The following is a 25813-nucleotide window of genomic DNA, read 5'->3' as shown; positions in this document are numbered from 1 at the left end:
TGGTATGTAGTGGTTAAGGTACAATCGAGGGTAAGAACAGAGATGATAAGGAGTGATCTAACATGTTATATACGAAGAATATATCCACTTCCACACGAGACGAAATGAAGGATATCACATGGGACGTGAAGCAGGTTGTCCAGAGTAGCGGAGTGCAGAATGGGACGGTGCTCATCTACTGTCCACATACGACGGCCGGTATTGCCATCAACGAAAATGCAGACCCGGATGTGAAACACGATGTCTTGTTGCGTCTGGACGAAGTATACCCTTGGGAGCATCCCGAGTATCGACATGCCGAAGGCAATACAGCCTCTCACCTCAAATCGATCACTACAGGGCCATCACAGACGGTGATTATTCACGAAGGCAGGCTGCTGCTTGGCCGCTGGCAAGGCATTTACTTTTGCGAATTCGATGGACCACGTGAGCGGGAGTACTTCCTCAAAATCATGGAAGGTTAGTTGGGTCCAATAGGCCTGCCACCCACTCGTTCATTTTTGATAAACACAAACAGGCGGTCCACCCTCATTCCGGGTCGGAGCCGCCTGACTTGGTTTGCTGCGCATACTAACTTTCGCGAGACAACGTTATAAAGGATTAAAGTTATGACAAATCACCGCCCTGAAGTGTAGGGGTGCAACAACAGCGCCATTATTGGTCGCCAGACTGCTGACCCAGATTGCGGCACAGCACTTTGACATGAGACAGCGCAGACGATTCAATCTCCACAAACGTTAAACGGTCCTGAATGTAATAAGAAATGAATCCGTGCATAGCCAAAAATAGCGTACGCGGTACCCTTTGAATATCCTCTTCCGTACAGTTCTCTTCATTCATATACTGCCTTATAATCGATGCAAACAATTCGAAGCAACGTCCCTGTTCGGCACGACAATAAGACAACAGTTCTTCGTCCCTGATCATAAACATAATTTCGTATTGGTATGGATTCTCCAGACCAAAGCGAATAAACTCCATCATGATATGCTCTACCTTGCTCACATCATCACGAACCGGCCTGACCATGGCTTGCAGCAGCAAATGCCCCAGATGATTAAAATCTTCAACCACGATGGCATAGAACAGCTCTGCCTTTTCCTTAAAGTGATAATACAGCGACCCATGACTATAGCCCAGATGCTGGCCGATGCTTCGCATCGAAATGGCGCGGTATCCTTTGGTAATAAAAAGGTGCCTCGCCGCCTCCAGTATCCGCTCCCTCGACAACTCCTGTTCGACTGCTCTTCTAGCCATATATTTTATTCCCCTTCAATAAAATAAAGCCGCTGTCCCTCCGTGATCCGGGATTGCCCTTGCGTCAAATCCGTGATCCAGGCTACAAAAGCCTCGGTTTCACTATCCGGCGGAAGACAAGTCAACGTAACCTTATCGGTGAATCCAGTTTCACCTGTACGGACTTCCCGGCTTCTTAACTCATTTTCCACTTTACCCAGCCACGTATAATCCAGTTCAACAAACACTTCACGATGCAGCACGTTGGTAATGGCTTCTCCGGCTTCAATGGCTGCTACAGCTCCATCCGTATAAGCACGAATTAACCCGCCAGCTCCAAGCATAATTCCCCCGAAGTATCGCGTAACCACAATTGCCACATTTTTTAATTTCTGATTTTTGATCACTTCAAGAATGGGTTTCCCTGCTGTTCCGCTGGGTTCCCCGTCATCGGATTGCTTCTGGACTTCGTCCCGCTCCCCAATCATGTATGCAGAGCAGTTATGAGTTGCATTCCAATGTTTTTTCTTGATCTCATCGATGAAAGCAACAGCTTCTGCCTCTGTCGTGACCGGCATAATATGACCGATAAATCGCGACTTCTTGATTACAATTTCCAGATTGCCCGGTCCTCGAACCGTGCGATAACGTTCAATCATCCCAAATCCAACTTTCTGATCTTTTCCTGAGTCTATTTTACAAGAAAGCAGTTCACCGCGCGAACGCGGACGAACTGCCCTGGTTATCTACATCCGGGAACCCTGCATCTTACACAAACAGTGATTCCCGGTTAGATTTACATTACCTTATTCAACTATATGAGCAGACCGATGAATTATTCGGAAAGTCTCGCTTCGAGCGCTGCTTTCTCTTCTTCAAAGCCTGGTTTGCCCAGCAATGCGAACATATTCTTCTTGTAAGCTTCCACGCCTGGTTGGTCAAATGGATTGACGCCCAGCAGGTAGCCACTGATACCGCATGCTTTTTCAAAGAAGTATACCAGATATCCGAAAGAATATGGAGTCATATCTGGAATGTTCACAATCAGGTTTGGCACTTGACCATCTGTATGTGCAAGCAGTGTTCCCTGGAATGCTTTTTTGTTAACAAAGTCCATAGTTTTGCCTTCAAGGAAGTTCAAACCATCCAGATCGTCCGGATCGGATTTGATTGAGATATGCTCAGCAACTTCAGTAACCTGAATAACAGTTTCGAAGATATTCCGGCTACCTTCCTGGATGAATTGACCCATGGAGTGCAAGTCTGTAGAGAAATCAACGGATGCAGGATAGATCCCTTTGTAGTCTTTACCTTCACTCTCTCCAAACAGTTGTTTCCACCACTCGGATACGAAGTGCAGGGAAGGCTCATAGTTTACAAGAATCTCAGTTCCTTTACCTTTGCGATACAATGCGTTACGAACTGCAGCATATTGATATGCTTCATTCTCAGCTACGTTCGGGTTGCTGTATTCTTTGGATGCGTCAGCCGCACCTTGCATCATTTCTTCGATGCTGATACCAGCTGCTGCGATTGGCAGCAAACCTACAGCTGTCAGAACGGAGTAACGTCCGCCTACATCATCCGGGATAATGAAAGATTCGTATCCTTCTGCATTTGCCAGTTCTTTCAATGCACCACGCGCTTTGTCTGTTGTAGCATAGATGCGTTTGCGAGCTTCTTCCTTACCATATTTCTCTTCCAGTGCTGCACGGAAGATACGGAATGCAATTGCCGGCTCTGTTGTTGTACCGGATTTGGAGATGACGTTAACGGAGAAATCTTTGCCTTCAACCAGATCCAGCAAATGAGTTACATATGTGGAGCTGATATTGTTTCCTGCAAAATAGATTTCAGGCGTTTTGCGTTTGTCTTTTGGCAGATTGTTATAGAAAGAGTGAGTCAGCATTTCAATCGCTGCACGTGCACCCAGGTATGATCCACCGATACCGATAACGATCAGTACTTCGGAGTCGCTTTGGATTTTGGCAGCCGCTTTTTGAATGCGGGCGAACTCTTCTTTGTCATAAGCCGTCGGCAGGTCAATCCAGCCCAGATAATCGGAGCCTGTTCCTGTTCCGTTGTGAAGCTGCTCGTGAGCCAGACGAATCGGTTCTGCAAAATAATCCACTTCATGCTGATTTACAAATTGCAATGCCGTGCTATAGTCAAATGTCACTTTTTTTGCCATGATCTCAAAAACCTCCTGATTTCGGTTATATTTTTTCCGTATCCGTATTCCATTCTAAACAACTTGCCTTAAGGATACTTCAAATCCACGGGGCTGACAAGCTTGCAGCTCGAACTTTGTCGTTAGAATTCAAGAAGCAAAAAGGGTAAACCGAATCCGCGGGTTGCGGTTCTGCTTACCCTTCTTATGTTATTCCGCCGGGTACGAGCAGACGTAGTCAGTAACGCTGCGTATCTCCAGTTTAAATTTGGATTCGGCAGGCACGTGGAACGTAGCTTGGCCTTGAATCTCTTGCCACTCTTCTTCTCCGGGAAGCAATACTTTCAGATCTCCGGACAGAATCTCCATAATTTCACGGGAATCCGTACCGAACTCATAACTGCCTGGAAGCATGATGCCTAGAGTCACTTTGCTGCCATCCCCCAAAATAACCGTTCTGCTGGTTACCTGACCATCATAATAAATGTTGGCCTCTTTCACTACACTGACTTGATCGAATTGTGACATGCGTACCCGCTCCCCTGAAGTTAATGAAAACAAAAGGCAAAACAGATTAGGGCAATAACGAGTTACCGCCCATGCTCTGCGGAAATAACTTACTGCCATGAATCAGGACAGCATGAAGCTCTCCCGACCATAGCAGCGCTTATGAAGCTATAAGTGTGTGTTCAAAAAGACAGGTTTTCAGTACCGAGAAGATGGGATGAAGCTAGAAATGGAGTAGCGGAGCGTAAGAGAAAACTACGTGAGCAACGGACATTTCGGCTGAATCCCATTTTCGACGCTGATGATGCCGTGAGGCATCCTTCGTAATCAAAAGCAGACTTTTTGAACAACCTCTATTACAGCAATGCTTTTACGCGGCTAACCACGTTGTCCACTGTAAAGCCATATTCTTGGATAACACGGTCGCCAGGCGCGGATGCACCAAATGTGCTGATTCCGAGAATGTCACCTTGATCTCCAACATATTTTTCCCAGCCCATTGGATAAGCCATTTCAATCGCAAGACGAGCTTTAACATCCGGAAGAAGAACGGACTCTTTGTAAGCTTTGTCTTGTTTCTCGAACAGATCCCAACTTGGCATGCTGATTACGCGAACTTGGATGCCTTGTTCTGCAAGTGCTGCTTGAGCTTTAACAGCCAATTGCACTTCAGAACCTGTAGCGATGATTTGTGCTACCGCTTTGCCATCTTTTGCATCAGAGACAACATAAGCACCACGTTTCACGTTCTCACGTGAACCTTCAACCGTACCTTCCAGGATCGGCAGGTTTTGACGAGTGAGTACGAGTGCAACCGGGTTGCTCTTGTTCTCAAGCGCATAAGCCCAAGCAGCCGAAGTTTCATTACCATCAGCCGGACGAATAACCGTCAGGTTAGGAATGATACGCAGGGATGCCAGTTGCTCGATTGGTTCGTGCGTAGGACCATCTTCACCAACAGCGATACTGTCGTGAGTCAGAACATACGTTACAGGCAATCCCATCAGGGCAGCCAGACGAACAGCCGGACGCAGGTAATCGGTAAATACGAAGAACGTACCTCCGAATACTTTCACACCGCTGTGCAGTGCCATACCGTTCATTGCTCCAGCCATACCGAATTCACGGATACCGAAGTAGATGTTACGGCCGGAGTAATCTTCAGGTGTGAAGTTCTCCAGGTTGTTCAAGTGAGTCATTGTAGAGCTTTCCAAGTCAGCAGATCCACCTGTCAGTTGTGGCACGTTGTGCGCCAGACCGTTCAGAGCGTTACCGGATGCTACACGAGTGGAAAGAGCTTTGTCTGTTGCTGCATATTTAGGAAGATCACGGTCCCAACCTTCTGGAAGGTCGCCGTTAATCGCTGTTTCGAATTGAACTGCCAGCTCAGGGAAAGCTTTTTTGTACTCGGCAAATTTCTCATCCCAAGCTTTGTTAGCAGAGATACCACGATCTTTCACTTGTGCAAAGTGATCGCGAACTTCAGCTGGTACGTGGAAGTTTTCTTCGTAAACCCATTTGTAATACTCTTTCGTCAATTTGGCTTCGTCTGCACCCAGTGGAGATCCGTGAGTACCGCCGTGGCCGCCTTTACCTTGTTTGTTCGGGCTACCATAACCGATAACCGTTTTAACTTCGATCAGTGTAGGACGCAGTGTATCTGCTTGACCTTCCTGAATTGCTTTTTCGATTGCAGGCAGATCGTTACCATCTTCAACGCGCAGCACTTGCCAGCCATAAGCTTCAAAACGCTTCGCGATGCTTTCGGAAGAAGACAGATCCAATTTACCATCCAACGTGATGTCATTGGAGTCGAACAACATGATCAGTTTGCCCAAGTGCAAACGTCCAGCCAGGGAAGCTGATTCATGAGATACGCCTTCCATCAAGTCGCCATCACCACAGATTGCGTAAGTGTAGTGGTCAACTACGTTGAATTTGTCTTTATTGTATGTTGCGCCCAGTTGAGCTTCAGCCATCGCCATACCTACAGCCATTGCAATACCTTGACCCAGTGGGCCGGTTGTTGCATCAACACCTGCAGTATGTCCAAATTCCGGGTGACCCGGAGTTTTGCTTCCCCATTGACGGAACTGTTTCAGTTCTTCCATTGGAAGATCATATCCGCTCAGGTGCAGCAAGCTGTACAGCAACATGGAGCCATGTCCTGCAGACAGGACAAAACGGTCCCGGTTAACCCAAGTTGGGTGGTCCGGGTTATGAGTCATCGTTTTTGCAAAAAGTTGGTACCCCATTGGAGCGGAGCCCATAGGCATACCCGGATGTCCGGAATTTGCCTTCTCAATTGCATCAATCGCCAAAGTACGTACGGTAGTAATCGACAGGTTGTCGATTGTGGTGTTCTCGTCCTTTTGAATCGCTTCGTTCTTGTCAGTCATGGTTTGTCCTCCTCATGTCTTTAGATAAGTCGGGTGCGCAAGCGAATCCCTCTCATCATACAAGCAAACCGAATTTCACAATAAGTGAATCCGCTTGAGTGTTTCATTTTGACTTATTCACTTTTGTATTGTATCACTTGGCGTGAAGCTTTTCCATAACCTTCTTTTAGAAGTTCGTGAAAAATCGGTGGTTTGTGATGAATAATCCTTGGCCTATCAAGCAAAAATCGTACTGTACAAGGTACTAAATTCCAAAAACAGACTTAAGGAGCCTCGCAAATCCATCGCATGAAGTATAACCTTTAACCTGAAAACCATGCATTTTTTAGATATTCATCCTCAATTCACATATAATGTTCCTTAATATGGATTACAAAATTCGGGCTGTGGTTTACTTTTTTCAGATGTACACGCGTCAATCATAGGAGGTCTCGATCATGCCAGATCCTGCTGCTCACCCATCAACATCGGCAAAACACTCATTACCCTGGATATCCGGTATTTTAACGGGAATTCTCTCGGGAGTTGTCCTGGGATTTTTCCTCAAAATGATTCAGGCCATCACAGGTGAACAAGTATATACTCTGCTGCTGAATATTGATTTTGTGCCTGGTCTTCCGCCAACCTTACCCGAATTCTTTGAATTTGCTTTGCATCTCATCGTGTCCGTTGTCATCGGTATCTTCTATCTGTGGTGGGTAAGGCATTCAGGCCGCCCTATGATCAAAGGGATTTTACTTGGTGCAGTCTCGTCCTTGCTCTATATCCCACTCTCTCGATTGTCATCACGTGTGCCAGACCTGTACGATGTGTCCGCCATCCTCTACTGGATTGTAGGACATCTGCTGTTTGGTATTTTGCTTGGCTTGTGCGGAAAGTATATCAACACAACAAAAAAAGCGACTCCCGTTTCGTAAACGAATTGGGGTCGCTTTATTGTTAGTCTATTACGTGGTTCCGAATCAACCTTGCACAGTATTAAAGCGTGAGCTTAAAATACAACGGTTTTATTTTCGTGAACAAGAACACGGTCTTCGACATGCCATTTCACGGCACGTGCGAGCACAACACGCTCAATGGTACGTCCAATACGCTTCAGCTCGGTTACATCGTCCCCGTGGCTTACACGCTGCACATCCTGTTCAATAATCGGGCCGCCATCCAGTTCTTCCGTAACATAGTGCGCTGTTGCACCGATAATTTTGACACCACGGTTGTACGCCTGCGCATACGGTTTACCACCCACAAAGGCTGGCAGGAACGAATGGTGGATATTAATGATTCGATTACGGTAGTGCTCAATGAACATGGGAGAGATGATCTGCATGTAACGAGCCAGAATGATCACATCCACATCGTTGCCGATGACGTCCAGTTGGCGCTGTTCCGCTTCTTTCTTCGTATCTGCTGTAACCGGAATATGATGATATGGAATACCGAATGATTCTACATAGTCCTTCATGTCCAGATGGTTGCTGACCACAAGCGCAATATCGGCATCCAGGTCGCCTGCCTGCCATTGCCACAACAATTCAACCAGACAGTGATCCTCTTTGGATACAAAGATAGCCAGTTTCTTCTTGCGACTGACCGCAGATAACGTCCATTCCATCTGGAAACGGCTTGCTACTTCTGCAAAATCAGCTTCGAGTTTCGGCAAATTGACCAACAATTGCGGAAGATCAAACTCAATTCGCATAAAGAACATGCCGCCAGCAGGGTCCATTGTATACTGGTCCGACTGAACAATATTTGCACCATGCTGGTGCAGGAAGTGAGAGACGGCAGCTACAATTCCTGGACCATCCGGACAGGAAATAAGCATGCGCGCACGATCGGCGCGGTTTTTAGAATCAGGGCGTACTTGTTTAGCGTGGATCTCCATCGGGTTATTCTTCCTCCTTCAATTAAGCCATGACCTGCGGGATTAACCCGCAAGCCATGCAATCAAGCGATGATTCAGTTGTTCTTCATTCAAATGCGGGAATAGTGCAGCTTCAGTCACCATGTCATAGAGGCGTTCCAGCGGTTCGCGCGGATCTGCCTTTTTGGCTTTGGCATCATTTTTGAGCAACGTCCACACATCCAGAATATACGAACGAGACTCAATCTCTTTACCTTTGAAAAAGTGTTGCAACTGTTCTACTTCTGTCAGGAAATCCTGGCCGAATCGACCGGCAACATCCCCACGAAGCAGGGCAATCTCCACCTCATACATTGGACGCTGTGTCTTCGCCTCTTTACCAATCCAAGGTGTCTCCAGAATAAATGGACGTCCTTGAAGCTTCTCATGGTTGACGATGCGGTTAATCGCTTCAAACCCGATCCAGCCAGAGCCAATCGGTGTATGACGGTCCTTGTGCGCACCCACAGCATTCTTACTATCATTAATATGCATTACGGCAATGCGGTCAAGTCCTACCGTACGATCGAATTGTTCCAGTACACCGTCAAAATCATTAACGATATCATATCCGGCATCATGAATGTGACATGTATCCATACACACAGTCAGGCGCTCGTTATATGTTACTTTCTCGATAATCTGAGCGATCTCTTCGAAACTGCGACCCATCTCCGTACCTTTGCCAGCCATGGTCTCCAGAGCGATGTTCACATCCGTGTCTTTCACACCCTCCAGTACTTCATTCAATCCTTCTGCGATCCTTCCGATCCCATAGTGGGCATCTTTGTCTGTAAATGCGCCGGGATGTAATACGATGTTCTTCACACCAATAGCATGTGTCCGACGAATCTCTTCCTGAAGGAAATCTACAGCCAGTCTAAACGTATTATCTTTGTATGAGCCAAGATTAACAATGTACGGTGCATGGACAACGATATCTTCCATTCCACCCTCTTGCATGGCAACCTTGCCTTCTTCAATATACATGGACTCAATTGGCTTGCGACGTGTATTCTGTGGTGCACCCGTATATATCATAAACGAACTGGAACCGTACGAGGACGCTTCCTTCGTTGCACTCAATAATCCCTTGTCCGAAAAGGACACGTGGGAGCCGATTTTCAGCATTATTGATCCCCCTTATTCTGAATTATCCCTTATTCTAACGTGATTATCGAAATAAATCTAGAAATGCGCTATAATTCGGGATAGAGGCTATTTTTGACAGCTAATATGTGGAACATGGGTAGGCGGAATCCGTCTTTCCGTGAAAATCAATGAACCGAGGTGACTCCGCAATGATTTTCGACTCCTACGCGATGATACTGACCAGCAGTTCCCCCAGCAATTGGTTTATGAATACGATCGCATTCTGGACTTTTTTATTGCTTGGCAGCATGTGTATCGGTGGATTCTTCATGATGCGCAAGTTTTTGAAAGTGCTACCAAAAGCGGACGGAAAGTCCAAACTGGATTGGCAGAATTATTGGGTTGAAGCCAGCCGTCACTTGTGGACAGATGAAGCCAAGGCTTTTTTGGATCAACTTGTAGAGCCTGTACCTGGGCCATTTCGTGACATTGCCAAACATTCCATTGCTGCAGAGATCGGTAAAATTGCAGTTGAAGACAACGCCACGGAAGTATCAAGAGATCATTGCATCAAAGGATACATTATTGCCACACCGAAGCGGGATAATAAGTTTTTGGTAAAATTTTTGGAGAAAAACAAAATCGATTATTCCCCTTATCAACATTTGATTAAATAAAATAAAAGATGAGTTAAGTGACATATAGATTTGGTTAATTAGATACAGATATGCTCCGTCAGGTAAGTTGTTCCCAACAGGCATTGCTTACCGTACGGGGCTGTTTGTCGATCCAACGGTATGTATCAGCGCAGTGAAAATACAGAGAGGATGTTTGATATGAAAATTGCCATTTGTGGAGGTACCGGATTTGTAGGAGGAGCACTTGTAGATTACTGGCTGCAAGCCGGGCACCATGTGAAAGTTATTACACGAAAACTGCCTGACTTGCATAATCCAAGTAAAAATCTTACATATATATCGTGGGAACAAGTCGAAGAACAACCTCACTTGCTGGAAGGTATGGACGCTCTCGTTAACCTTGCCGGAGAAACGCTGAATCAACGTTGGACAACCAAAGCGAAGCTGGAGATTGTTGAATCCAGAGTCACGACTGTAGCGCGGGTAGCCCGATTGGTAGAATCCCTGGAACAAAAGCCGGAAGTGGTCGTTCAGGCTTCTGCCATGGCCATCTATGGAACCTCTCCTACCGAAACCTTTGACGAGAGCAGTCCGCAAAAATCAATGAACTTCCCGTCCCGGGTCTCAGAACAATGGGAAATAGCTGCAGATGCCATCAAGCATGTCAGACTCGTCAAAATCAGGGTTAGCCTGGTGCTTGGTCATAAAAAAGGAGCCTTTCCATTGATGAAACTCCCTTACATGCTCGGTGTTGGCGGCAAGATCGGCAGTGGCAAGCAATGGACCAGCTGGATTCACATTATGGATATCGTAAGGCTAATTGACTTTAGCATTCAAAATAAACAAGTGTCAGGTCCGGTCAATGCTTCCTCACCGAACCCTGTCACCAATGATGAATTTGGTCGTACGGTCGGCAAGGTCTATCATCGCCCTCACTGGTTCCCCGTACCCAGCTTTTTAATTAAAACCTTAGTTGGTGAACTATCCGTTGTTCTGCTTCAGGGGCAGAAAGTCATTCCGCAAAAAGCACTCGACCACGGATTCCAATTCACTTTCCCTACCTTAACCCAGGCACTGGAAGATCTGAAGCACCGCGGCTTATCTGACTGATTGAACTATGTCTTATCCAACCGACCGATAAGTATAGACTGATTCCGCAAGTGTAAAGGTGTCTCCATCCGCCAATGGATACTCCTTATACGGAGCAAGAATATTGCCCTGAAGAATGGTGCCATTGACGGAACCCAGATCCTTAATCACATAGCCCGATTTGTTCCGGCTCAATTCCACATGAGCACGGGACACGCCGGTCGCTGTGTCCACCCACTGAACCATGTCTGCTGATCTTCCGATGACAAAAGATGCGCCTTGCACATCCATCCGTTCATGTCGGTCACTGGTGCCAGATCTTCGTTCAAGATAATAAGACGCCATCACCGGGCCTTCCCCTGTAAATTTACCATTAGCCAGATTCTGCAAATTTACGGTTGCTTCCGCAACTGCATCATTTCGAATTAGCTCTGAAGTTGAAGCTACCGTTTCCACATGGCGCTGAACGAACGATGGTTCGGAGTGTTCAGGTGTCACATGCAGACTTGGATAACGGGAATGCTCGCTACTACCTTCTGAGGCGGATGCAACCGTTTGTTTTATGCGTTCCGCTGGCCTTTCAGCTGTATTCCAGCGCCAACTTTCCTGAAATGGTTCCTCTTCATCTTCCATTTGCTTGCCTTTGTTCTTACCTAAATTGAATGAAAAAGACCGCTTATTCTCTGAATCATTATGAGGGCTTCCCTTACGTTTCCACGTCCATCCTGCTATACCAAACAAGCCAAGGCTTAGTACCATGCACAGGATCATCTGCGTCTGTCCCGGTTGCTCCATGTAAATAAATCTCCATACCAATGCCATGGCAACCATACAGCCCAATATGATATAGGTTACTTTGGAAGATCCGGGCTTCTCCTCCACTTCCATATCAACACGCTCTAGCGAATCATACGGGTTACTTCCTCTCTTATCCATACCATTTGAACTCTCTAATGAAGATTCAGCATTTTGAACGGGAGTACCGGGTTGATATGGCCGAGAAGTACCAGTGGCTAGCCTGATATCTCGCTCAAAAAACGACGAATGAAGATCACCTCTTGAATCATTGGGTGTTTCCGAAGTTCTGGACGAGAGAAATGCTGCGCCTCCTCCATTCTCTTGCTCGTCAGCGTATAATTCCAGCAGAAGCTCGCGCAACTGTCTGATATTCCAGCGTTCGTTATCACATAACTGCAGAACACGCTGAATGCCTTCTCCTTGAAGTTCCTGCACCTGGGCCATCAGCCTGATCACAAGCTCACGGAATTGCTGCGGCGTTGGATCAACTTCAACTGTATCCATGATTGGTACATAGACCATTCCAAGCTCACCCTGTTCGAATGAACCGTTGATGAACAAGTACTCTTCCTGGATCAATAATTTACGAGGCTCCAGCATGTATTGCCGGCATCCCGTGAAGGCATCAGCTAGTTGGAACAACAAACCATACAGAACACGCAATTTGATTTTGCTTGACTTTAACATCTGAGATAACATCTTGTACCCTGATATGTCGTACTGCAAAGTTACATTTCGATCGACTTCCCGAATATGAACAGGCAGAAGTCGCGGAATCTGATTGGAGGACAACATCCCCATCTGTACCCGGCTTAATTCCTCCATTCGTAACCCGTCCTCTTTCTCCAAAACCATGAATGCTCCGCCGTTACGAATAAAGTCTCTCGTTAATCCATACATGCCAATCCTCTCTTTCCATTGTTATTTAGGTCAACTAAAGAAAGTTACACTGGGAACTTCGATGACGGAACAACCTTCCGATCACCGTTATCCCCAGATTTCTTGATTCCCTTTTATAAAGGGAAAAGTCCCGAGACAAGCACCGTGATAAATCCAGGTAACACCGCCAGCATAAACGGAAACTTCAATGTCTTCTCCTTGTTCACCAGCTTGAGGGAACCATGCATGAAGAACCCCGCAAGATTGCCTGCCATGCCTCGAATCCGTTTCGCTGAGTCCTTTCGGAATAGAAGTATCACTAGACCAATTGCGCCCGCGTACAAAACGGAGTAAATAATGACATGAATGCCAAAAGCAAGTCCCGTCCATGCACCAATCCCACCAAACAATTTCACATCTCCTGCTCCTACGGCGCCAATCGCATACATCAGAAACAAAATACCAAAACCTGCTGCAAATCCAGCGACTGAGAACAAGAAACCATCCCAACCTCCCCATATGATATGGGCCAATACGCCTGCAACAGTCACGGGTAAAGTCAATCGATTTGGAATTTTCATGGAACGAATATCTGTAATAAAAGCTGCAATGACGTATAAGCCACAGACAATGTAAAACCACTCCACCTCCATCATCCCCTTCCTTATTTTCTGGAGGCCACGGTAAACGTAGTCTCCGTCTTGGCACCGTCCCCTGTCTCGACAACAAAACTCCATGTTCCTTCTGTTGTCCGAGTACCAACAAACCAGTTCCATTCAATAATTCCATTCTCATCTGCGGTGGCCCAGCCGATGTGCTTCGCAGAACTTTCACCTGACTTGTAAAATATCGTTAAGTTGGCTGTCTCTCCTGGTTCTACCTCCACCTTGATCATTGCATTGTTGCCTATGTAAGCCGGGTCAGGCTTCGACAGAACCGTTGCTGAATCCGCAGTATCCCCGTCTCCTGCACTGCCATCCGATCCTTCTCCGGTATCCCCAATCCATACCCGTTCTGCCGCAGCGGCCTGAATCCGTAGCGGTTTACTGAGAAAGGGGACTTTTAGCGGCAATTCATAACTCAGTTCAAGTCGGAAATACGGATTTGTTTTGTTTTTAAGATCAGGTACCGAAATACCATTCACATGAACACGTTCCATATTCAGCAGCGTTGGCTCGATAAATGGTTGAAGCATCGGTTTTACCGTGGGATCAAGTACGGTTTCCAAGACGGATGTTTTGATCTCCTGTAGTGGTTGTTCACCACTGGCCGCCGCTGAACGTACCCAATCACTTAATGGCTCGGGTAGAGAAGAAGCATAACCTTCTGCCCATTCCGTCAGAGATAACTCTGGTATCTTCCAACCCCCTCCAGAACCTTCTCCGCCGGCAGAATCAGAAGGTGTGAATGCAAGGGAAACGGGATATATTTTCGTTGATAACTGCTTCACCGCTTCACCCGCTGTGCTTTGTAACGCTGTGGAGATTAGAGTCATTTGCACTATGAAGATGAGAAACATGATAAAAAACAAGAAGACAGGTAACACTAGTGAGGCTTCCAGAACCATGCTACCTTGTTCCTTTTTCGAAGAATATATGTGCTTATTCAGAGACTTCAAACGCTGCAATCTGATTATTCTTGTTAAACGAATCTGCATTTGTGCGCTTTCTTTTTCATAATGTTGCTGCTTATCCATAATCCCTCCACCGAAACGATCCTAATTATTCAATAGGAATAATCCGCCTTCCGTTCAATGAAAAATCGTCCATCTTCAACTTGGTCCGCACTACCCATAACTGCACCTATGCTTCTAACCACCCCTGGTAAAAACCACAGCTTGATACTGCTGCGCATGTTACCCGAAGCATACGTCTGTTTCTCATCTGGATTCACACCCGTATTCAATCGAATTAGCGCCAGCATTCTGGACATTTTGCGTTCATTGTTACTATGCATCAATAGGAACAATCGGAGATGGTCCCTGTACGTCAGTTTGACTTTGATATACTTGGACAATTCCACACTGCCCTCTTTTGCTAGTTTCACCATATCCGCGATGGCGTTTGTAATCCCGTATAAGATTGCTGCCGATAATACCAGAAGTGGGTTCCCCAGCTTGCTGTGCTCAATTAACCCTTCTGCGGTTCGAATAGCCAGCCGCATCCCAAATATCTCCGCATATGCCGCAGCGATGTTACCCGAAGGATTATGAAACCCATAAACGATATACTCCAGTTCCTGATTCTCCAGTTTGAAAACATCACCAGCATCTCCACCACCTTCAGTCCAGGTAAATAACTGACCAAAATCCATGGAGTTGAAATAGGCTAAAGCATATTCATTCTGAAATAATTCGTCGCCAAGACTGTCCAACAGACCGGACATCCCGCCAAACAAACTGTCCATTCCCTTCATGGCATCGCCACCAGAGTCATAGGGATCTCCAGCAATCTCTGCCTTTTTGGCTTCCTCACGACTAGCCTCGTTAAAAGAAATATTAGCGTTATAATATTCCTCCAACTGTTTGAAAGTGTCCATGGAACCCGAACTTCCATTCTGGATCTGCGACAAGATTCGTTTGACTTCCTTCAATTTCCCTTTGGATTCTTTGTCATTCGCTTTGCGTTGGGCATCCGACCCACGACCACTCTCCAGCTGCTGCTTACTCTGTTGGATGAGGTTGGCAGGACCACTATTCACATAGGTATCCATATATCGTTCCGTAATCTGACTTGCCTGTCTGACCGCAGGTTTAATCGGAACCCCACTCATTCCCGTAACGCTGCGAAGCTGACTATTCAATTCCATGTTGTCTCTTCTGACGTTAGAGAAGTCCGCATTCTGGGAAACAACCCGTGCCTTCAACTGATCAAATAGGCTATCCGCCCTCACTAGCTCCGAGGCGAGGGAGCGTGTGCTCTTAGCTTCACTGCCTGATCCAGTAGTTGCAGGACTCGTCCCAGGCAGATTCGAGTTGCCCACGTTGTCGTAGCTGGCATTCTGCGAACGGTTCTCCCCCTCCGCGATCACACGTTTCATTTCCTCATTAATCTTGCGTGCTTCTTCGATCTTGGACTGTGCTTCCTCCAGCTTTGTTTGATGGGCCTGTAACGCGGGCTGTATGATCATGCTGATGCCTGTCACCACATTACCAACACCAGTCCGATAACGAGCCAGTTCCAATATGTATTGTTGCTCTCTCAACGGCAGTCCCTCATCTGCCTGTTTCTTGTTCAGATAATCTGCATAACGTGCTGCTGCCTCGGCAGCTGTCTCCGGTGTTTCTTCCAACATTTCTTCATAGATCGCTTGTGAAGGCGGGTCCATGATCAACTTTGGAAGATTCTTCAGCTTCTCCGCGGATTCCGTCTGATTGGCAATGGCTTCGTCCAGTAGTTCTTCACGTTTGTCATATAACTTCTGTAATTTTTTCAGCAAATCTACCGTGTGCGCGGCTTCCTTCATCTCGTCTGACATTGGTTTGAACCGATTGATCACTTCAAGGGTAAAATCAACCGGAGCCCGATACTTCATATCCTCCTGAATCTGGCGATTAAATATATCGTATCTGCCCAGTTCACGCTCCATGCTCAGCGTAGTTGTATCCCACTGGATATCCAGAATGGGAAATCCATCTTTTACAGCTGAAGGCTTCACGCTATCATTCAGTACTTTAGCCATAATTGCATCCCCACTGCTGTCGCCATACCCGAATAAACCATACTCTCGTAGTGATGTGTCATAGGCTGACATGACGGATCTCATCGCAGCATGTGTCATGCGTTCAGTCTGCACCTTGAATGCAGCTATACGAGCGTAATCAATAAATATAGCGACAAACATATAAACTCCGGCCAATATTAATATTAAAAAAAGGGTTACGGCTCCCAACTCACCGTCTTTTTTTCTAAACAGCTCCGCCCTCCTCCTTTTCTCACTTTTTACTTTTGCCAAAATGCTGCACAACCTGTCCGGCTTCTGCCGCTGTACTGGTCGCCGCACCGCCTTTGCCTTTAAACTTGGCTGCGTAATAACGAACCAGATCGACCGTTCGAATGAATTCAACCGGTTCAACAACTGCGGATGATCCCCGCGTCAGTACACGGTTACCTGAATCGAACAAAAAAGAAGGAAGAGGCAAAGAAATTACTTGTTCCAGCTTGGTTGTTACTTTCCGCTGAATCAGAGAATTCTGATACTCAATCGTTCCTTTCATGGCTGAGGGCATATGTTGCACCGCTTGTGCTAATTTCTGTTCCGAGAGATTGCCCCCTTCACCAGCAGGTATAGAAACGCTAACCTGATTATCCACTCCCGACCAGCCAAACAGCGCTCCAAGCATACGATCGTCCGTCAGTCTCCAGTACAGATTGTCATGTTCTCCAACACCATATTCACCTGTCATCGCCTGTTTGTGGCTGTTGTCCCAGCTATAGGCTGCACGTTCGGAAGCTGCATAGGCATGTTGATTCAGGAATGTCTTTTGATACATGTACATGGTGAAAAAGAGCAATACGACAAGAATAAACAGCACGACAGGGAAGATCAGGGAGGCTTCAACGGTGAAGCTCCCTTCTTCCTTCTTCAGCCTGTTAACCCGGGAAAAATTCATTACTTTTTGTATCCACTTTGCTAAGAAGAGACTTGATTAGTGCCGTTATTTGGTCTTTAAAAATCAAAGCAATAATGATAATAACCCCGATAATCAGAATCAGCTCCAACGTGCCGAGTCCGTCCTCTTCCTCCCAAAATACATTTACCTTGTTTTTCAATACTTCCATCATCCCAATTCCTCCTACATATTCATCATCATAAAAGCAGGTGCCCCGATCATGACCACAATCGTAAAAAAGATCAGTACCATCGGAAACACCAGTTTGGAAGAAGCCTGTTCTCCCTTCGCCCGACTGACAGCCTTGCGTTTCTCCCACAACACATGTGACAGATCCCGCAGCGCCAATACAAAGTCACCTCCCCCACGCCGGAAATTCAGCAGCACCGTTGTTGTAAAAATCGTCACTTCCTGTACACCGCAGCGGCGACTGAACTGTTCAAATGATTGTTGAAACGAGTAACCATTATTCCAATCTCCCACGGTCTTTCTGAGTTCGTTGTACAACGGATGATTCCGTTCACCCTGGCTTGTCACACAGTGAACGATGGCACGTTGCACGGTCTCCCCTGCGCCAACCAGCAGTACAATTCGATTCAGCAACTCAGGCAGTTCCATAAGAATATCCTGGTCTCTTCGCTGCACCTTCGTATTGAGATCTTTGTAGAGCGCAAAAGGCAACGCTGCACCGAGCGCGAGCCCACCTACCATACCTCCGATGCCCATATCTCCAATGAGTGATAACAGGCAGCCCACCAGCAGCATGAGCCATGTGTAGGTCAACATTTCAGCGCAATACAGCATCGTTTTCTCTCCACTGTGCTGTATGCCATACATTTTCTGAATGGCATGTTGCATTCGAAACATGAGCACTGGCAATCTGCGTCCAATCTCGAACTTGTCCAATATAAACAGGAAGGGGCCATGCAATTTCTTCAATCGTAATCCTTCCATATCCAGCTTGCGCAGATGCCGGTAGGTCTGCCCCCGGGTTCGATCCAGCACCAGCCATCCCGCTCCGAGCATCCCTGCGACTATAACGGGAAGCAGCATCGTTTCAGCTCCTTATACTTTGATATCCATAATGCGATTAATCCACAGATAACAGCCGGCGAGTACTGCCAAGGCACCACTAGAGATGAGGTATCCCATCCCGCTATATAACGGCTCCATAAAGTCCTTGGCGGTCAGATTCAGAAATATCAGAAAAATAAACGGAGCTGCAAACATCACCTTTGATTCGAACTTTTTCTGCGATACCGCGACCATAATATCCTGCTGAATGTCCAGCTTTTCACCAATCACCGCAGAGGTACGACGCACAACCTCAACCAGGTCCCCGCCAGTTCGTTTGCACGTAATGAACACATCTGCAAAGTTCGTAATATCCTCAATCTGAGCCCGATCCGAAAAATCCTGAAGTGCCTCTTCGATTGGTTGTCCATACTCCATCCGTGTCCGCAAGATCGTGAACTCACGAATCAGATCGGTATCCACTTCCGGGTTCAACATCCGCAGATCCTCTACGGATTCCTTGAATCCATTTTCCACCGATTTTCCTGCGGCCAGTGCCGAAGATAATGCATATAACGCTTGCTTAAAATGTAAACTGAGTGTCATTCTTTTTCGTTCCAACAGCACTTTAGTCCAATGTTTTGGTACCCATATGCAACCCGCAGCCAGGATCGCTCCAGCCAACCAGTGATGGTAGAACAGAATTCCGATGCCAAAAAACAGCAGACCACTAATCAGCATACAGACCATTCGTTGTCTCCGGGAAAGCGTATATACGGTGTAATCCGTCAACATCTGTCTGGCTTCACCCAACAGTAATCACCTTCCAATGACTTTAATTCACGTTGTTATCTGATGAACCTATTCCAACACTATATTGTTCTATGTATTCATCCAGCCATTTCCCGAGCCCAGCCATCTGAATTTTATCCACCTGATTCAACTTTCCAACCTGTACTAACCCGCCAATAATTTTGCCTTCATGCTCTTCTTGTTCCTGGAAACGAAACAGTGGATTCAGCATAACCTCCCCGTCCTGCATGCCAATCACTTCACTAATCTCTGTCACCCGCCGTGAGCGGTCTCGTAGCCGGGACAGATGTACAAAAATATCGATTGCTGAACTAATCTGCTGCCTTACAACCGCAATAGGAAGATCCGCACCGCTAAGCACCATCGTTTCGAGTCTGCTGATCATGTCGGAAATCGTGTTTGCGTGCCCTGTAGACAATGATCCATCTTAGACAATATGGTAGTCATAACAAAAAAACACCCAACCAATTGGTGGGTGCATTCTGGTTATGCTTCGCGAATTTCCATTATCTTAACTGTCGTCTTCGCAATTTTCTCCGCTTCCTGTTGAATTAATTTTTCTACCTCTGCATCATCAGTTAATTCCGTCTGTATTAAGATGGCCTTTTCAATCTTCTTAGGTCCATCGAAATATATGTATTGAGCTGCAATGTTTCTCATCGTCTCACCTCCAGGGTCCATTATAAAGCAAAAAGACCCTGCCGTCATAGCAGGGCCTCTCCTCTTAACTGGCAATCTTTCCACCAGCCTTTTTAGCTTTGTAGTCTATATAGGCTTTCTCAATGGATGCTCGGATCTCATCACCAGTAACGGAGATGCCCAGCGACGCAAGTTTCTCGCTCGCATAAGTGTACGCCTCGCTCAGCTTCCGATCACCTTCATATGTCTTGTAGATTGTCTCAGCCCACGCGAATGCTTCAGCCCCGATTTTGTGCAGCTTATCGCGGTCTTCTGTCGTTGTTTTAGCCTCGTAGTATGCCTTCGCTTTAACTTTAATTACATTAATAGCGCCGATGATTACGATCGCCACCAATCCGAATAGAGCATTTACAATCGTATCAATATAAGGCTTGGCATTTACCATAATGTCTTCCATGTCTCTCACTCCTTAGTTTTTAGGGTATATTTCTACTCTGCTTGGTGTCGTCTTATCCCAGAAGATGCGTGCGTCCAATAGCTTCGTCAGGTCACGCGCCGTCACGTATCCCACGCCATCAATGTTCATGGTCTCTACCGCTTCACCGTTGATCGTCACTTTTCCCTTGGCGTATCCAATACGACCACCAATCAATTCACCAATCGGTCTGGAAGGTACCCATGTTGTTCCCTTCACGTTGTATCCGGTGTACGTCGATCCTGCAGCCGTATGAACGGTAACACTCATTTCTGGATACGGCGTGACTTTAACCGGTTCCTGTCCTGGCAGCGTTGGTGCCTGAACATCGAATGGTACGCCCAGGTATTCGCAGATCCCTTGAGCAATCGCCAAGGCCACACGGTTCTGGAAGTCATCCTGAAACAGTTTCTTTTCTTCCTCAGGATTGCTGATGAATCCAACCTCCAGCAGTACCGCGTCCATCTTGGTGTCCCGGATCACTGCAAAGTTGCCATAGCGTGCGCCACGATCCTTGAATCCTGTGGCTGCCAGCATGTGGCGCTGAATTACTCCGGCCAGTGGTGCGCTTGTGGTGCGGTTATAAAATGTCTCTGTACCGTTTGCAGAAGATGATGCGGCATTGGCATGAATAGAGATGAACAGATCTGCAGGTTGGCTATTAGCAATCTTTACGCGTTCTTTTAACTCAAGAAAAACATCTGTGCGTCTGGTTAGACTAAAGTCGATGTGCGGATGGTTCTTAAACAACTCTTCCAATTTAAGTGCCATCGTCAGGTTAAAGTCCTTTTCTCGCTTGCCTGTTGGTCCAATGGCTCCCGGATCTGAAGCACCATGACCAGCATCGCCCTTAACTTTTATTTTTTTCGCCATCTTTGAGTACCTCCGTATGGTGTATTTGTTTGCAAGCAGGGCATAAGTAGTAATCGCCCAGGATGATAAGTAAAATCTGCTTGATAGACTCGCTGTAGCTTGCGGTTTTTCGCTTGAAATAGTCGCAGTCCATGGCTCCAATCCCATTCCTCTCATAATGATCTCCTGATTACGCATGATGACGATTTGGTTCGCCATGTACGCCTTGATTTCGTTGTCATCCTGGAACATCCATGGAATGAATTTCCGCAGCTGAGCCTTCATTTTTCGCTGTTTTAGGATCAAAAAAACGACCGCACCCAATGAGCTTAGGGTCAGGCCGTTCTTGAATAATGTGTGAATCAAATCCACTATGAAGTCGTACATCGTCCACTCTCCGATAGAGCAGTTTATCTCTTACTTCTGGTCCACAAAATATTGATACGAGGTGCAGGGTGTCATCTGATACTACCGACTCCTGATACTCGTCTTCGTCCATTTCTATCATATTATCACCTCAAATAGTAAAAGGACCCGGGATGCTTTCCCTGGGTCCTAACGGGTGTATGTTGTTACGTGGTGTACCTTTATTTTACCACATCTAACACGGGAATAAACTACTTTTGCATAGCGTTTCGCGATATTTCATTACGTTGTGTAAGCAGCGGTTCGATCTGATCACGCTTCTGTTTGGCTGTCAGGTTTACATCGCCCTCGATGGTGCGGATCTGCTTGTTGATCTTACTCATCATGTCTGCTGCATTCTCCAGTTGTTTAAGCTCAATCGCCTTATCAAACGTGGTACCGTTGAGCTTGGCTGATGCTTTCTTCTTGGACAGCTCCTCTTTGCGCGTGTACAGCTTGTCAGTTCCTTTGGTCGATTGCAATGGATCGACCAAGAACGCTTTTGCAAACGGCTTCTGCTCCAAACGCTTCTCTGGACTCGCTGGACGATCAACAGCACCGACACCTTTGAGGATACTGTCAATTGCTGAGGTGGCATACGTTCCGAGTCCTGCTGTCAGGCCCTGAATCGTGTTATCCATGATCCGCGGAGAAGAAAAGTTTTTAAACATTCCCTTATCACCAGTCATTTTGGATGACAGAGAAGCTAAAAATTTAGCAACTTCAGTTGTTCTCGTAGGATCGTATTGGTCTTTAAACTCCAGTCCTTGTTCTCGCAAAGGAATAATATCACCATCGCGGAAAAATGAATAGTTTGATATTCCTTCTACAAAAGGCCAAAGCGCCGTGATTTGCATGGGTAAAGATCCGCCACTCATTGTACGCCGTATGAAACCGTCGAAGGCTTCAGGATCTTTGTCCAAGACAAATTGAGAAGCTCTTTCAGGTAGATTGGCGAATATAGGCGCGATATCAAAAGGTTTCGGTATCCGAGCCACCATGTCAGTGCCTGGGATAGCCATAAGCCAGAATGTGTCTCGCATCCAGTCTGGTGCATCAGCGATGGTCTGCTTCTGTGTCTCGTTGGCGAACTGACGATTTGCAGCAATAATCGCAACTGTTGGGAGTGTTACAGCTGTAAACATTCTCGCTGTCGTTCCCCAAGGGTTCTCTTTAATAGAACGAACCAGTTTTGATTTACCCTGAATGTTAGCATTTAAGAATGCAACAACTTTATTGATCTGACGTACACTTGAACCAGAACGCGCAAAGTCCATCAGGTCACGAGATCGATATGCCGCTTCCTGTTTACTTACACCTTGACGCAGGGCAGCTCGATACTCTCCCACTTTGGTTGCAGACTCTGTGGTATCTGTGATAGCGCGAAGAACATTGATTAATGTTTTACCTGTAAGTACATTGACAAATTTCTTTCCCGGAGACTCTCGGAGTACACTTTGTAATGCCTTCTTATGCACTTCACGGTCCATTGACAGGACGTTTCCGTATGAACCAAGTTCATTGATCCATTCCTTATACAGCGGACCCTTCTTGATGGACTGAATCAACCCTGCTGTAAAGTCAGTAATCGGATTAAACCCGCTGTTACTGGTTACGTATGCTTGTAATACGTCACGCATAGGGTTTCGCAAAGAAAACTCTGGTGTCAGGGTAGCTCCTGAACGTAACAAATTCGTTGGTTTAGCGAAAATTTTGATAAGTAGGTTGGAAACCTCTTTATCCAGATTCAACATGGCCCGATATACTTCTGGCTCAACCTCATACTTGACGTTCTCACCATTCACCCGTACGTTGACTACGTTTTTGTTGCCTACCTGTTCATCAGGATCGAGGCGACGAATGAAATTTGCTTCAGTATCGATGTCAGACAATCTCTTCAACTGAGAAGCAACCTTATTCCGTTCAGCTGCATTGGTGCTTTGGAAGATGTTCTTCACCATGTTAATCAATGGATCATCAACGTTACGTTCTGAGCCTTTCAACGTCTTGATCGGACTGGCCACATTCGCCAATGCCTGGGATACACTGCCGCCGAATCCCTCAGCAGTGTCATCGAATGCACGGAACATTGGGATGTAGTTCTTCCATCGGTCTGCGAGTACATCGGCAAGCTGCTGGCTCACCACGCCGCTATCTACCAGTTCCTTCATCATGTCCTTGTTTAGTTGTACAAGTCCTTGCCGAGCTGCTTCCAGTTCGGTGTTTTCGTACTTCCGGATTACTGCTGCAATCTCTGCATTGGTAAAGCCTGATTTCATTTCTGCCGCGTTGATATCACGAGCATGCACAGCAACTGCGTAGTCACCCAGTTCATCAGCAGAGTAACCAGCTTTCTCGACTTGGTTAATGAGCGGTGCAAGCTTGTCTTTAACCACTTGGTTGGCCTTCTCAGGCGTTCCTTTGAACAACCTAGCCATCTTATAAAGGCTGTTCTCTGCGCTGTCCACCTTGCCTGTAACACGCTTCTCCAGCCCTTCAAGCGGTGCTGTCTCATCAACAAACTGAGTACGTACGCGTTCCCATTTCTTCTCGAATGATGTGGTCTTTTTCTTGCGGCTACCCCTGCTCACTTTACCGCTGAACGTCTCCGCATTACCTGTGCCACTCTCGTTAAACACCTTCGCCGCCTGGCCTTCTTTCGTGGCAAGCCGTTCCTGTCTCCGCAATTCTTCCTTAGCTTGCTGATATACTTTCTCTGCACTCGGTCGAAACTGTTCGCCCAGATCCTTGACCATTTCTTCTGTCCAGTCGCTGAACTTAATCGTCCCTTTACCCATCTTGGCAGCGCCAATAATGGCGTAATCACCCCACTCCGGCAGCGGGTTGGAGTTGATGTTGCCCCGGCGCTTGGCGATGCGTTCACGGGCCGCTTGTTCAGCAGAATCCAGCATGTCATACACTCGATCACGTACACGGGATTTCTGTACAGCATCCACCACTTGCGCCGCTTCTTGTTCTACACGGTTCAATGTTGGTGTTGGTTCGGGTGTGATCGGAGCAGAAGTTTCACGTCCTGGACGGGATTTAAGGAAGTCGTCCGGTGCTGCTGGCGCTTGTTGACTTGATTGGAACTTGCGTACTGCTTCTGTCCTTGGGTTCACCGTCTGCGGGCTGATATTTGTTGCTGTATCGACTTGATTAATCGTTGGTTGTTGTGGTGTGACTGGATCTGGTACAACCGATTGTTGGCGCACTACTGGCGCTTCTTGAATCGGCAATTGCTCTGGCGTACGCTGTGCCACGCTTACAGGCGGTTCGGAAATATCCAACCTCTGTGTTGGTGGTGCGATCGGTTCTGTTCCTCGACCCAGCGGCTGGCCGCCAACTTCGGGTAACTGTGCGCCTTTTGATTTGGAAAGTAGTGACCGGATACCAGCCCCAGCTCCTGCAATGAGCAAGTCACCGCCAGCACCCAATCCAGCGCCCAGAGCGGCGTTTCTCAGTACGTCGCTATTGCTGTTCTGCCCTTGAATCAATCCCATGCTTGTGTTGCTTATAGCACCTGTAGCAGCTCCACGCAGGGCCGTTTCTGCCACTCTGTTTGCTGTGTTCGGGCTAATACGAGGTAACACCTTGCCTATACCGCCACCGACCATGTTCGTCAGGCTGTTCCCGGCACGAGTTGCCATCAATCCATTGGCCGCTTTCCACGGCGCGGTGATCAGGTTGCCGCCGCCAGCAGGGTTAAATCCTGCGCTGAGGATACCACCAGCAATACCAGTAATGTCGGCCACTCTATCCGCTGTAGCGTTGCCTGTGGAGCCGGGAGCCATAGATGGACCGCCAAGCAGCATACCTCCGCCTGTACCAACTGCGCGGGTCACAAAATTACCAACGTTGTTCCCGTAAGTAATATCATTCATTAAGTTACTGAATGGTGATACGAACTTGGCAAATGAACTTTTAGATGCGCTGTCCGCTATTTTTTGTTTGTTTATTTCATACTGCGTTGGTTGTGGTGGGATAGGCGTTGGATTAACACCTGTAGCCTGCTGGTACGACTGAATCGCCTGCGGATTACCTGCAAGCGATCTGCCCAACGTCGAATTCATGTAAATGTCTGAACCCGGTTGAGTAAGCGCAGGCGGCAAGGCTGTCTTCAGGTCGTTCATGGACTTCTGACTGGCGAAATAATTCTGTACCGCCTGAGTCCGTGGGTTAATTGGCGCACTCGGCTGTTGTAAGCTTAGTGTGCCGTTCATTGCTGATTCACGTATTTGCATTGCCTTCTTGCGCTGTTCCTCCGAAAACTGTTCAAGCCTTGTCGCCAT

General features: G+C 46.9%; 24 protein-coding genes and 1 pseudogene. 4 read left to right on the top strand and 21 right to left on the bottom strand.

Annotation, left to right across the window (positions count from 1 at the left end):
• Positions 1 to 62: 62 nt before the first annotated feature.
• Positions 63 to 464, top strand: coding sequence for a secondary thiamine-phosphate synthase enzyme YjbQ (locus MKZ13_RS07425; RefSeq protein WP_076327247.1), 402 nt, complete (start codon positions 63 to 65; stop codon positions 462 to 464).
• Positions 465 to 654: 190 nt separating this feature from the next.
• Here MKZ13_RS07425 and MKZ13_RS07420 read toward each other — a convergent pair whose 3' ends face one another.
• The 5 genes from MKZ13_RS07420 to tkt form a co-directional block, all read right to left on the bottom strand.
• Entirely contained in the window at positions 655 to 1257 is a 603-nt protein-coding gene (locus tag MKZ13_RS07420; protein WP_221819202.1) for a TetR/AcrR family transcriptional regulator, read from the bottom strand.
• 5 nt (positions 1258 to 1262) lie between these two features.
• Positions 1263 to 1895, bottom strand: a complete 633-nt coding sequence (locus MKZ13_RS07415; protein WP_221819201.1) for a YigZ family protein — start codon at positions 1893 to 1895, stop codon at positions 1263 to 1265.
• A gap of 176 nt (positions 1896 to 2071) precedes the next feature.
• The gene (locus MKZ13_RS07410) at positions 2072 to 3427 is read right to left on the bottom strand and encodes a glucose-6-phosphate isomerase (protein ID WP_017689982.1); all 1356 of its coding nucleotides are present in this window, start codon (positions 3425 to 3427) and stop codon (positions 2072 to 2074) included.
• Positions 3428 to 3616: 189 nt separating this feature from the next.
• Complete coding sequence (locus MKZ13_RS07405; protein ID WP_017689983.1) at positions 3617 to 3934, bottom strand: pyrimidine/purine nucleoside phosphorylase; 318 nt, start codon at positions 3932 to 3934, stop codon at positions 3617 to 3619.
• Positions 3935 to 4269: 335 nt separating this feature from the next.
• Positions 4270 to 6312 (bottom strand): transketolase, encoded by a 2043-nt coding sequence (gene tkt / locus MKZ13_RS07400; RefSeq protein ID WP_339182946.1) that lies wholly within the window; start codon positions 6310 to 6312, stop codon positions 4270 to 4272.
• A gap of 437 nt (positions 6313 to 6749) precedes the next feature.
• Between tkt and MKZ13_RS07395 the strand changes: the two genes are divergently transcribed.
• Complete coding sequence (locus MKZ13_RS07395) at positions 6750 to 7229, top strand: hypothetical protein (protein ID WP_339182944.1); 480 nt, start codon at positions 6750 to 6752, stop codon at positions 7227 to 7229.
• Between the two features lie 74 nt (positions 7230 to 7303).
• Here MKZ13_RS07395 and purU read toward each other — a convergent pair whose 3' ends face one another.
• Positions 7304 to 8197, bottom strand: a complete 894-nt coding sequence (purU, locus tag MKZ13_RS07390; protein ID WP_017689986.1) for a formyltetrahydrofolate deformylase — start codon at positions 8195 to 8197, stop codon at positions 7304 to 7306.
• A 42-nt stretch (positions 8198 to 8239) separates the two neighbouring features.
• Positions 8240 to 9346 (bottom strand): deoxyribonuclease IV, encoded by a 1107-nt coding sequence (locus MKZ13_RS07385; RefSeq protein ID WP_017689987.1) that lies wholly within the window; start codon positions 9344 to 9346, stop codon positions 8240 to 8242.
• Positions 9347 to 9516: 170 nt separating this feature from the next.
• Here MKZ13_RS07385 and MKZ13_RS07380 point away from each other — a divergent pair, with 170 nt between their 5' ends.
• A complete protein-coding gene (locus MKZ13_RS07380; RefSeq protein ID WP_176872741.1) occupies positions 9517 to 9984 on the top strand; it encodes a DUF2621 domain-containing protein in 468 nt (155 codons plus the stop codon).
• Positions 9985 to 10143: 159 nt separating this feature from the next.
• Complete coding sequence (locus MKZ13_RS07375; RefSeq protein WP_339182941.1) at positions 10144 to 11055, top strand: TIGR01777 family oxidoreductase; 912 nt, start codon at positions 10144 to 10146, stop codon at positions 11053 to 11055.
• Between the two features lie 12 nt (positions 11056 to 11067).
• On the opposite strand, the gene MKZ13_RS07370 is transcribed toward MKZ13_RS07375, so the two are convergent.
• From MKZ13_RS07370 to MKZ13_RS07305, 14 genes and pseudogenes are all read right to left on the bottom strand, one after another.
• Positions 11068 to 12732 (bottom strand): DUF6382 domain-containing protein, encoded by a 1665-nt coding sequence (locus MKZ13_RS07370; RefSeq protein WP_339182939.1) that lies wholly within the window; start codon positions 12730 to 12732, stop codon positions 11068 to 11070.
• 113 nt (positions 12733 to 12845) lie between these two features.
• Entirely contained in the window at positions 12846 to 13358 is a 513-nt protein-coding gene (locus MKZ13_RS07365; protein WP_339182937.1) for a prepilin peptidase, read from the bottom strand.
• A 17-nt stretch (positions 13359 to 13375) separates the two neighbouring features.
• Positions 13376 to 14407 carry a pilus assembly protein gene (locus tag MKZ13_RS07360; protein WP_339182935.1) on the bottom strand — a complete coding sequence of 344 codons (1032 nt, stop codon included), beginning with the start codon at positions 14405 to 14407 and terminating at the stop codon, positions 13376 to 13378.
• A 29-nt stretch (positions 14408 to 14436) separates the two neighbouring features.
• Positions 14437 to 16665, bottom strand: coding sequence for a hypothetical protein (locus MKZ13_RS07355; protein WP_339182933.1), 2229 nt, complete (start codon positions 16663 to 16665; stop codon positions 14437 to 14439).
• Entirely contained in the window at positions 16646 to 17323 is a 678-nt protein-coding gene (locus MKZ13_RS07350) for a TadE/TadG family type IV pilus assembly protein (RefSeq protein ID WP_339182931.1), read from the bottom strand. The genes MKZ13_RS07355 and MKZ13_RS07350 overlap by 20 nt, the downstream gene beginning before the upstream one ends.
• Entirely contained in the window at positions 17304 to 17495 is a 192-nt protein-coding gene (locus MKZ13_RS07345; protein ID WP_076209456.1) for a Flp1 family type IVb pilin, read from the bottom strand. Before MKZ13_RS07345 ends, MKZ13_RS07350 begins: the two co-directional genes overlap by 20 nt.
• A gap of 11 nt (positions 17496 to 17506) precedes the next feature.
• Positions 17507 to 18376, bottom strand: coding sequence for a type II secretion system F family protein (locus tag MKZ13_RS07340; protein ID WP_339182928.1), 870 nt, complete (start codon positions 18374 to 18376; stop codon positions 17507 to 17509).
• A gap of 12 nt (positions 18377 to 18388) precedes the next feature.
• A complete protein-coding gene (locus MKZ13_RS07335; RefSeq protein WP_339185363.1) occupies positions 18389 to 19132 on the bottom strand; it encodes a type II secretion system F family protein in 744 nt (247 codons plus the stop codon).
• A 40-nt stretch (positions 19133 to 19172) separates the two neighbouring features.
• Positions 19173 to 19577: pseudogene (locus tag MKZ13_RS07330) on the bottom strand (CpaF family protein); the annotation flags it as partial.
• A 59-nt stretch (positions 19578 to 19636) separates the two neighbouring features.
• Positions 19637 to 19810 carry a hypothetical protein gene (locus tag MKZ13_RS07325; RefSeq protein WP_339182926.1) on the bottom strand — a complete coding sequence of 58 codons (174 nt, stop codon included), beginning with the start codon at positions 19808 to 19810 and terminating at the stop codon, positions 19637 to 19639.
• Between the two features lie 64 nt (positions 19811 to 19874).
• Complete coding sequence (locus MKZ13_RS07320) at positions 19875 to 20246, bottom strand: phage holin, LLH family (RefSeq protein ID WP_211080951.1); 372 nt, start codon at positions 20244 to 20246, stop codon at positions 19875 to 19877.
• Between the two features lie 12 nt (positions 20247 to 20258).
• Positions 20259 to 21137: an N-acetylmuramoyl-L-alanine amidase gene (locus MKZ13_RS07315; RefSeq protein WP_339182923.1), complete on the bottom strand. Its 879-nt coding sequence runs from the start codon at positions 21135 to 21137 to the stop codon at positions 20259 to 20261.
• A gap of 217 nt (positions 21138 to 21354) precedes the next feature.
• Complete coding sequence (locus tag MKZ13_RS07310; RefSeq protein WP_339182921.1) at positions 21355 to 21624, bottom strand: hypothetical protein; 270 nt, start codon at positions 21622 to 21624, stop codon at positions 21355 to 21357.
• Between the two features lie 109 nt (positions 21625 to 21733).
• Positions 21734 to 25813, bottom strand: a complete 4080-nt coding sequence (locus MKZ13_RS07305) for an LPD38 domain-containing protein (protein WP_339182919.1) — start codon at positions 25811 to 25813, stop codon at positions 21734 to 21736.

It is taken from the genome of Paenibacillus sp. FSL R5-0701 (assembly GCF_037973995.1).
Taxonomy (GTDB): domain Bacteria; phylum Bacillota; class Bacilli; order Paenibacillales; family Paenibacillaceae; genus Paenibacillus.
The sequence above is the reverse complement of the archived record's forward strand: the minus strand, read 5'-3'. Positions and strand labels throughout refer to the sequence as shown.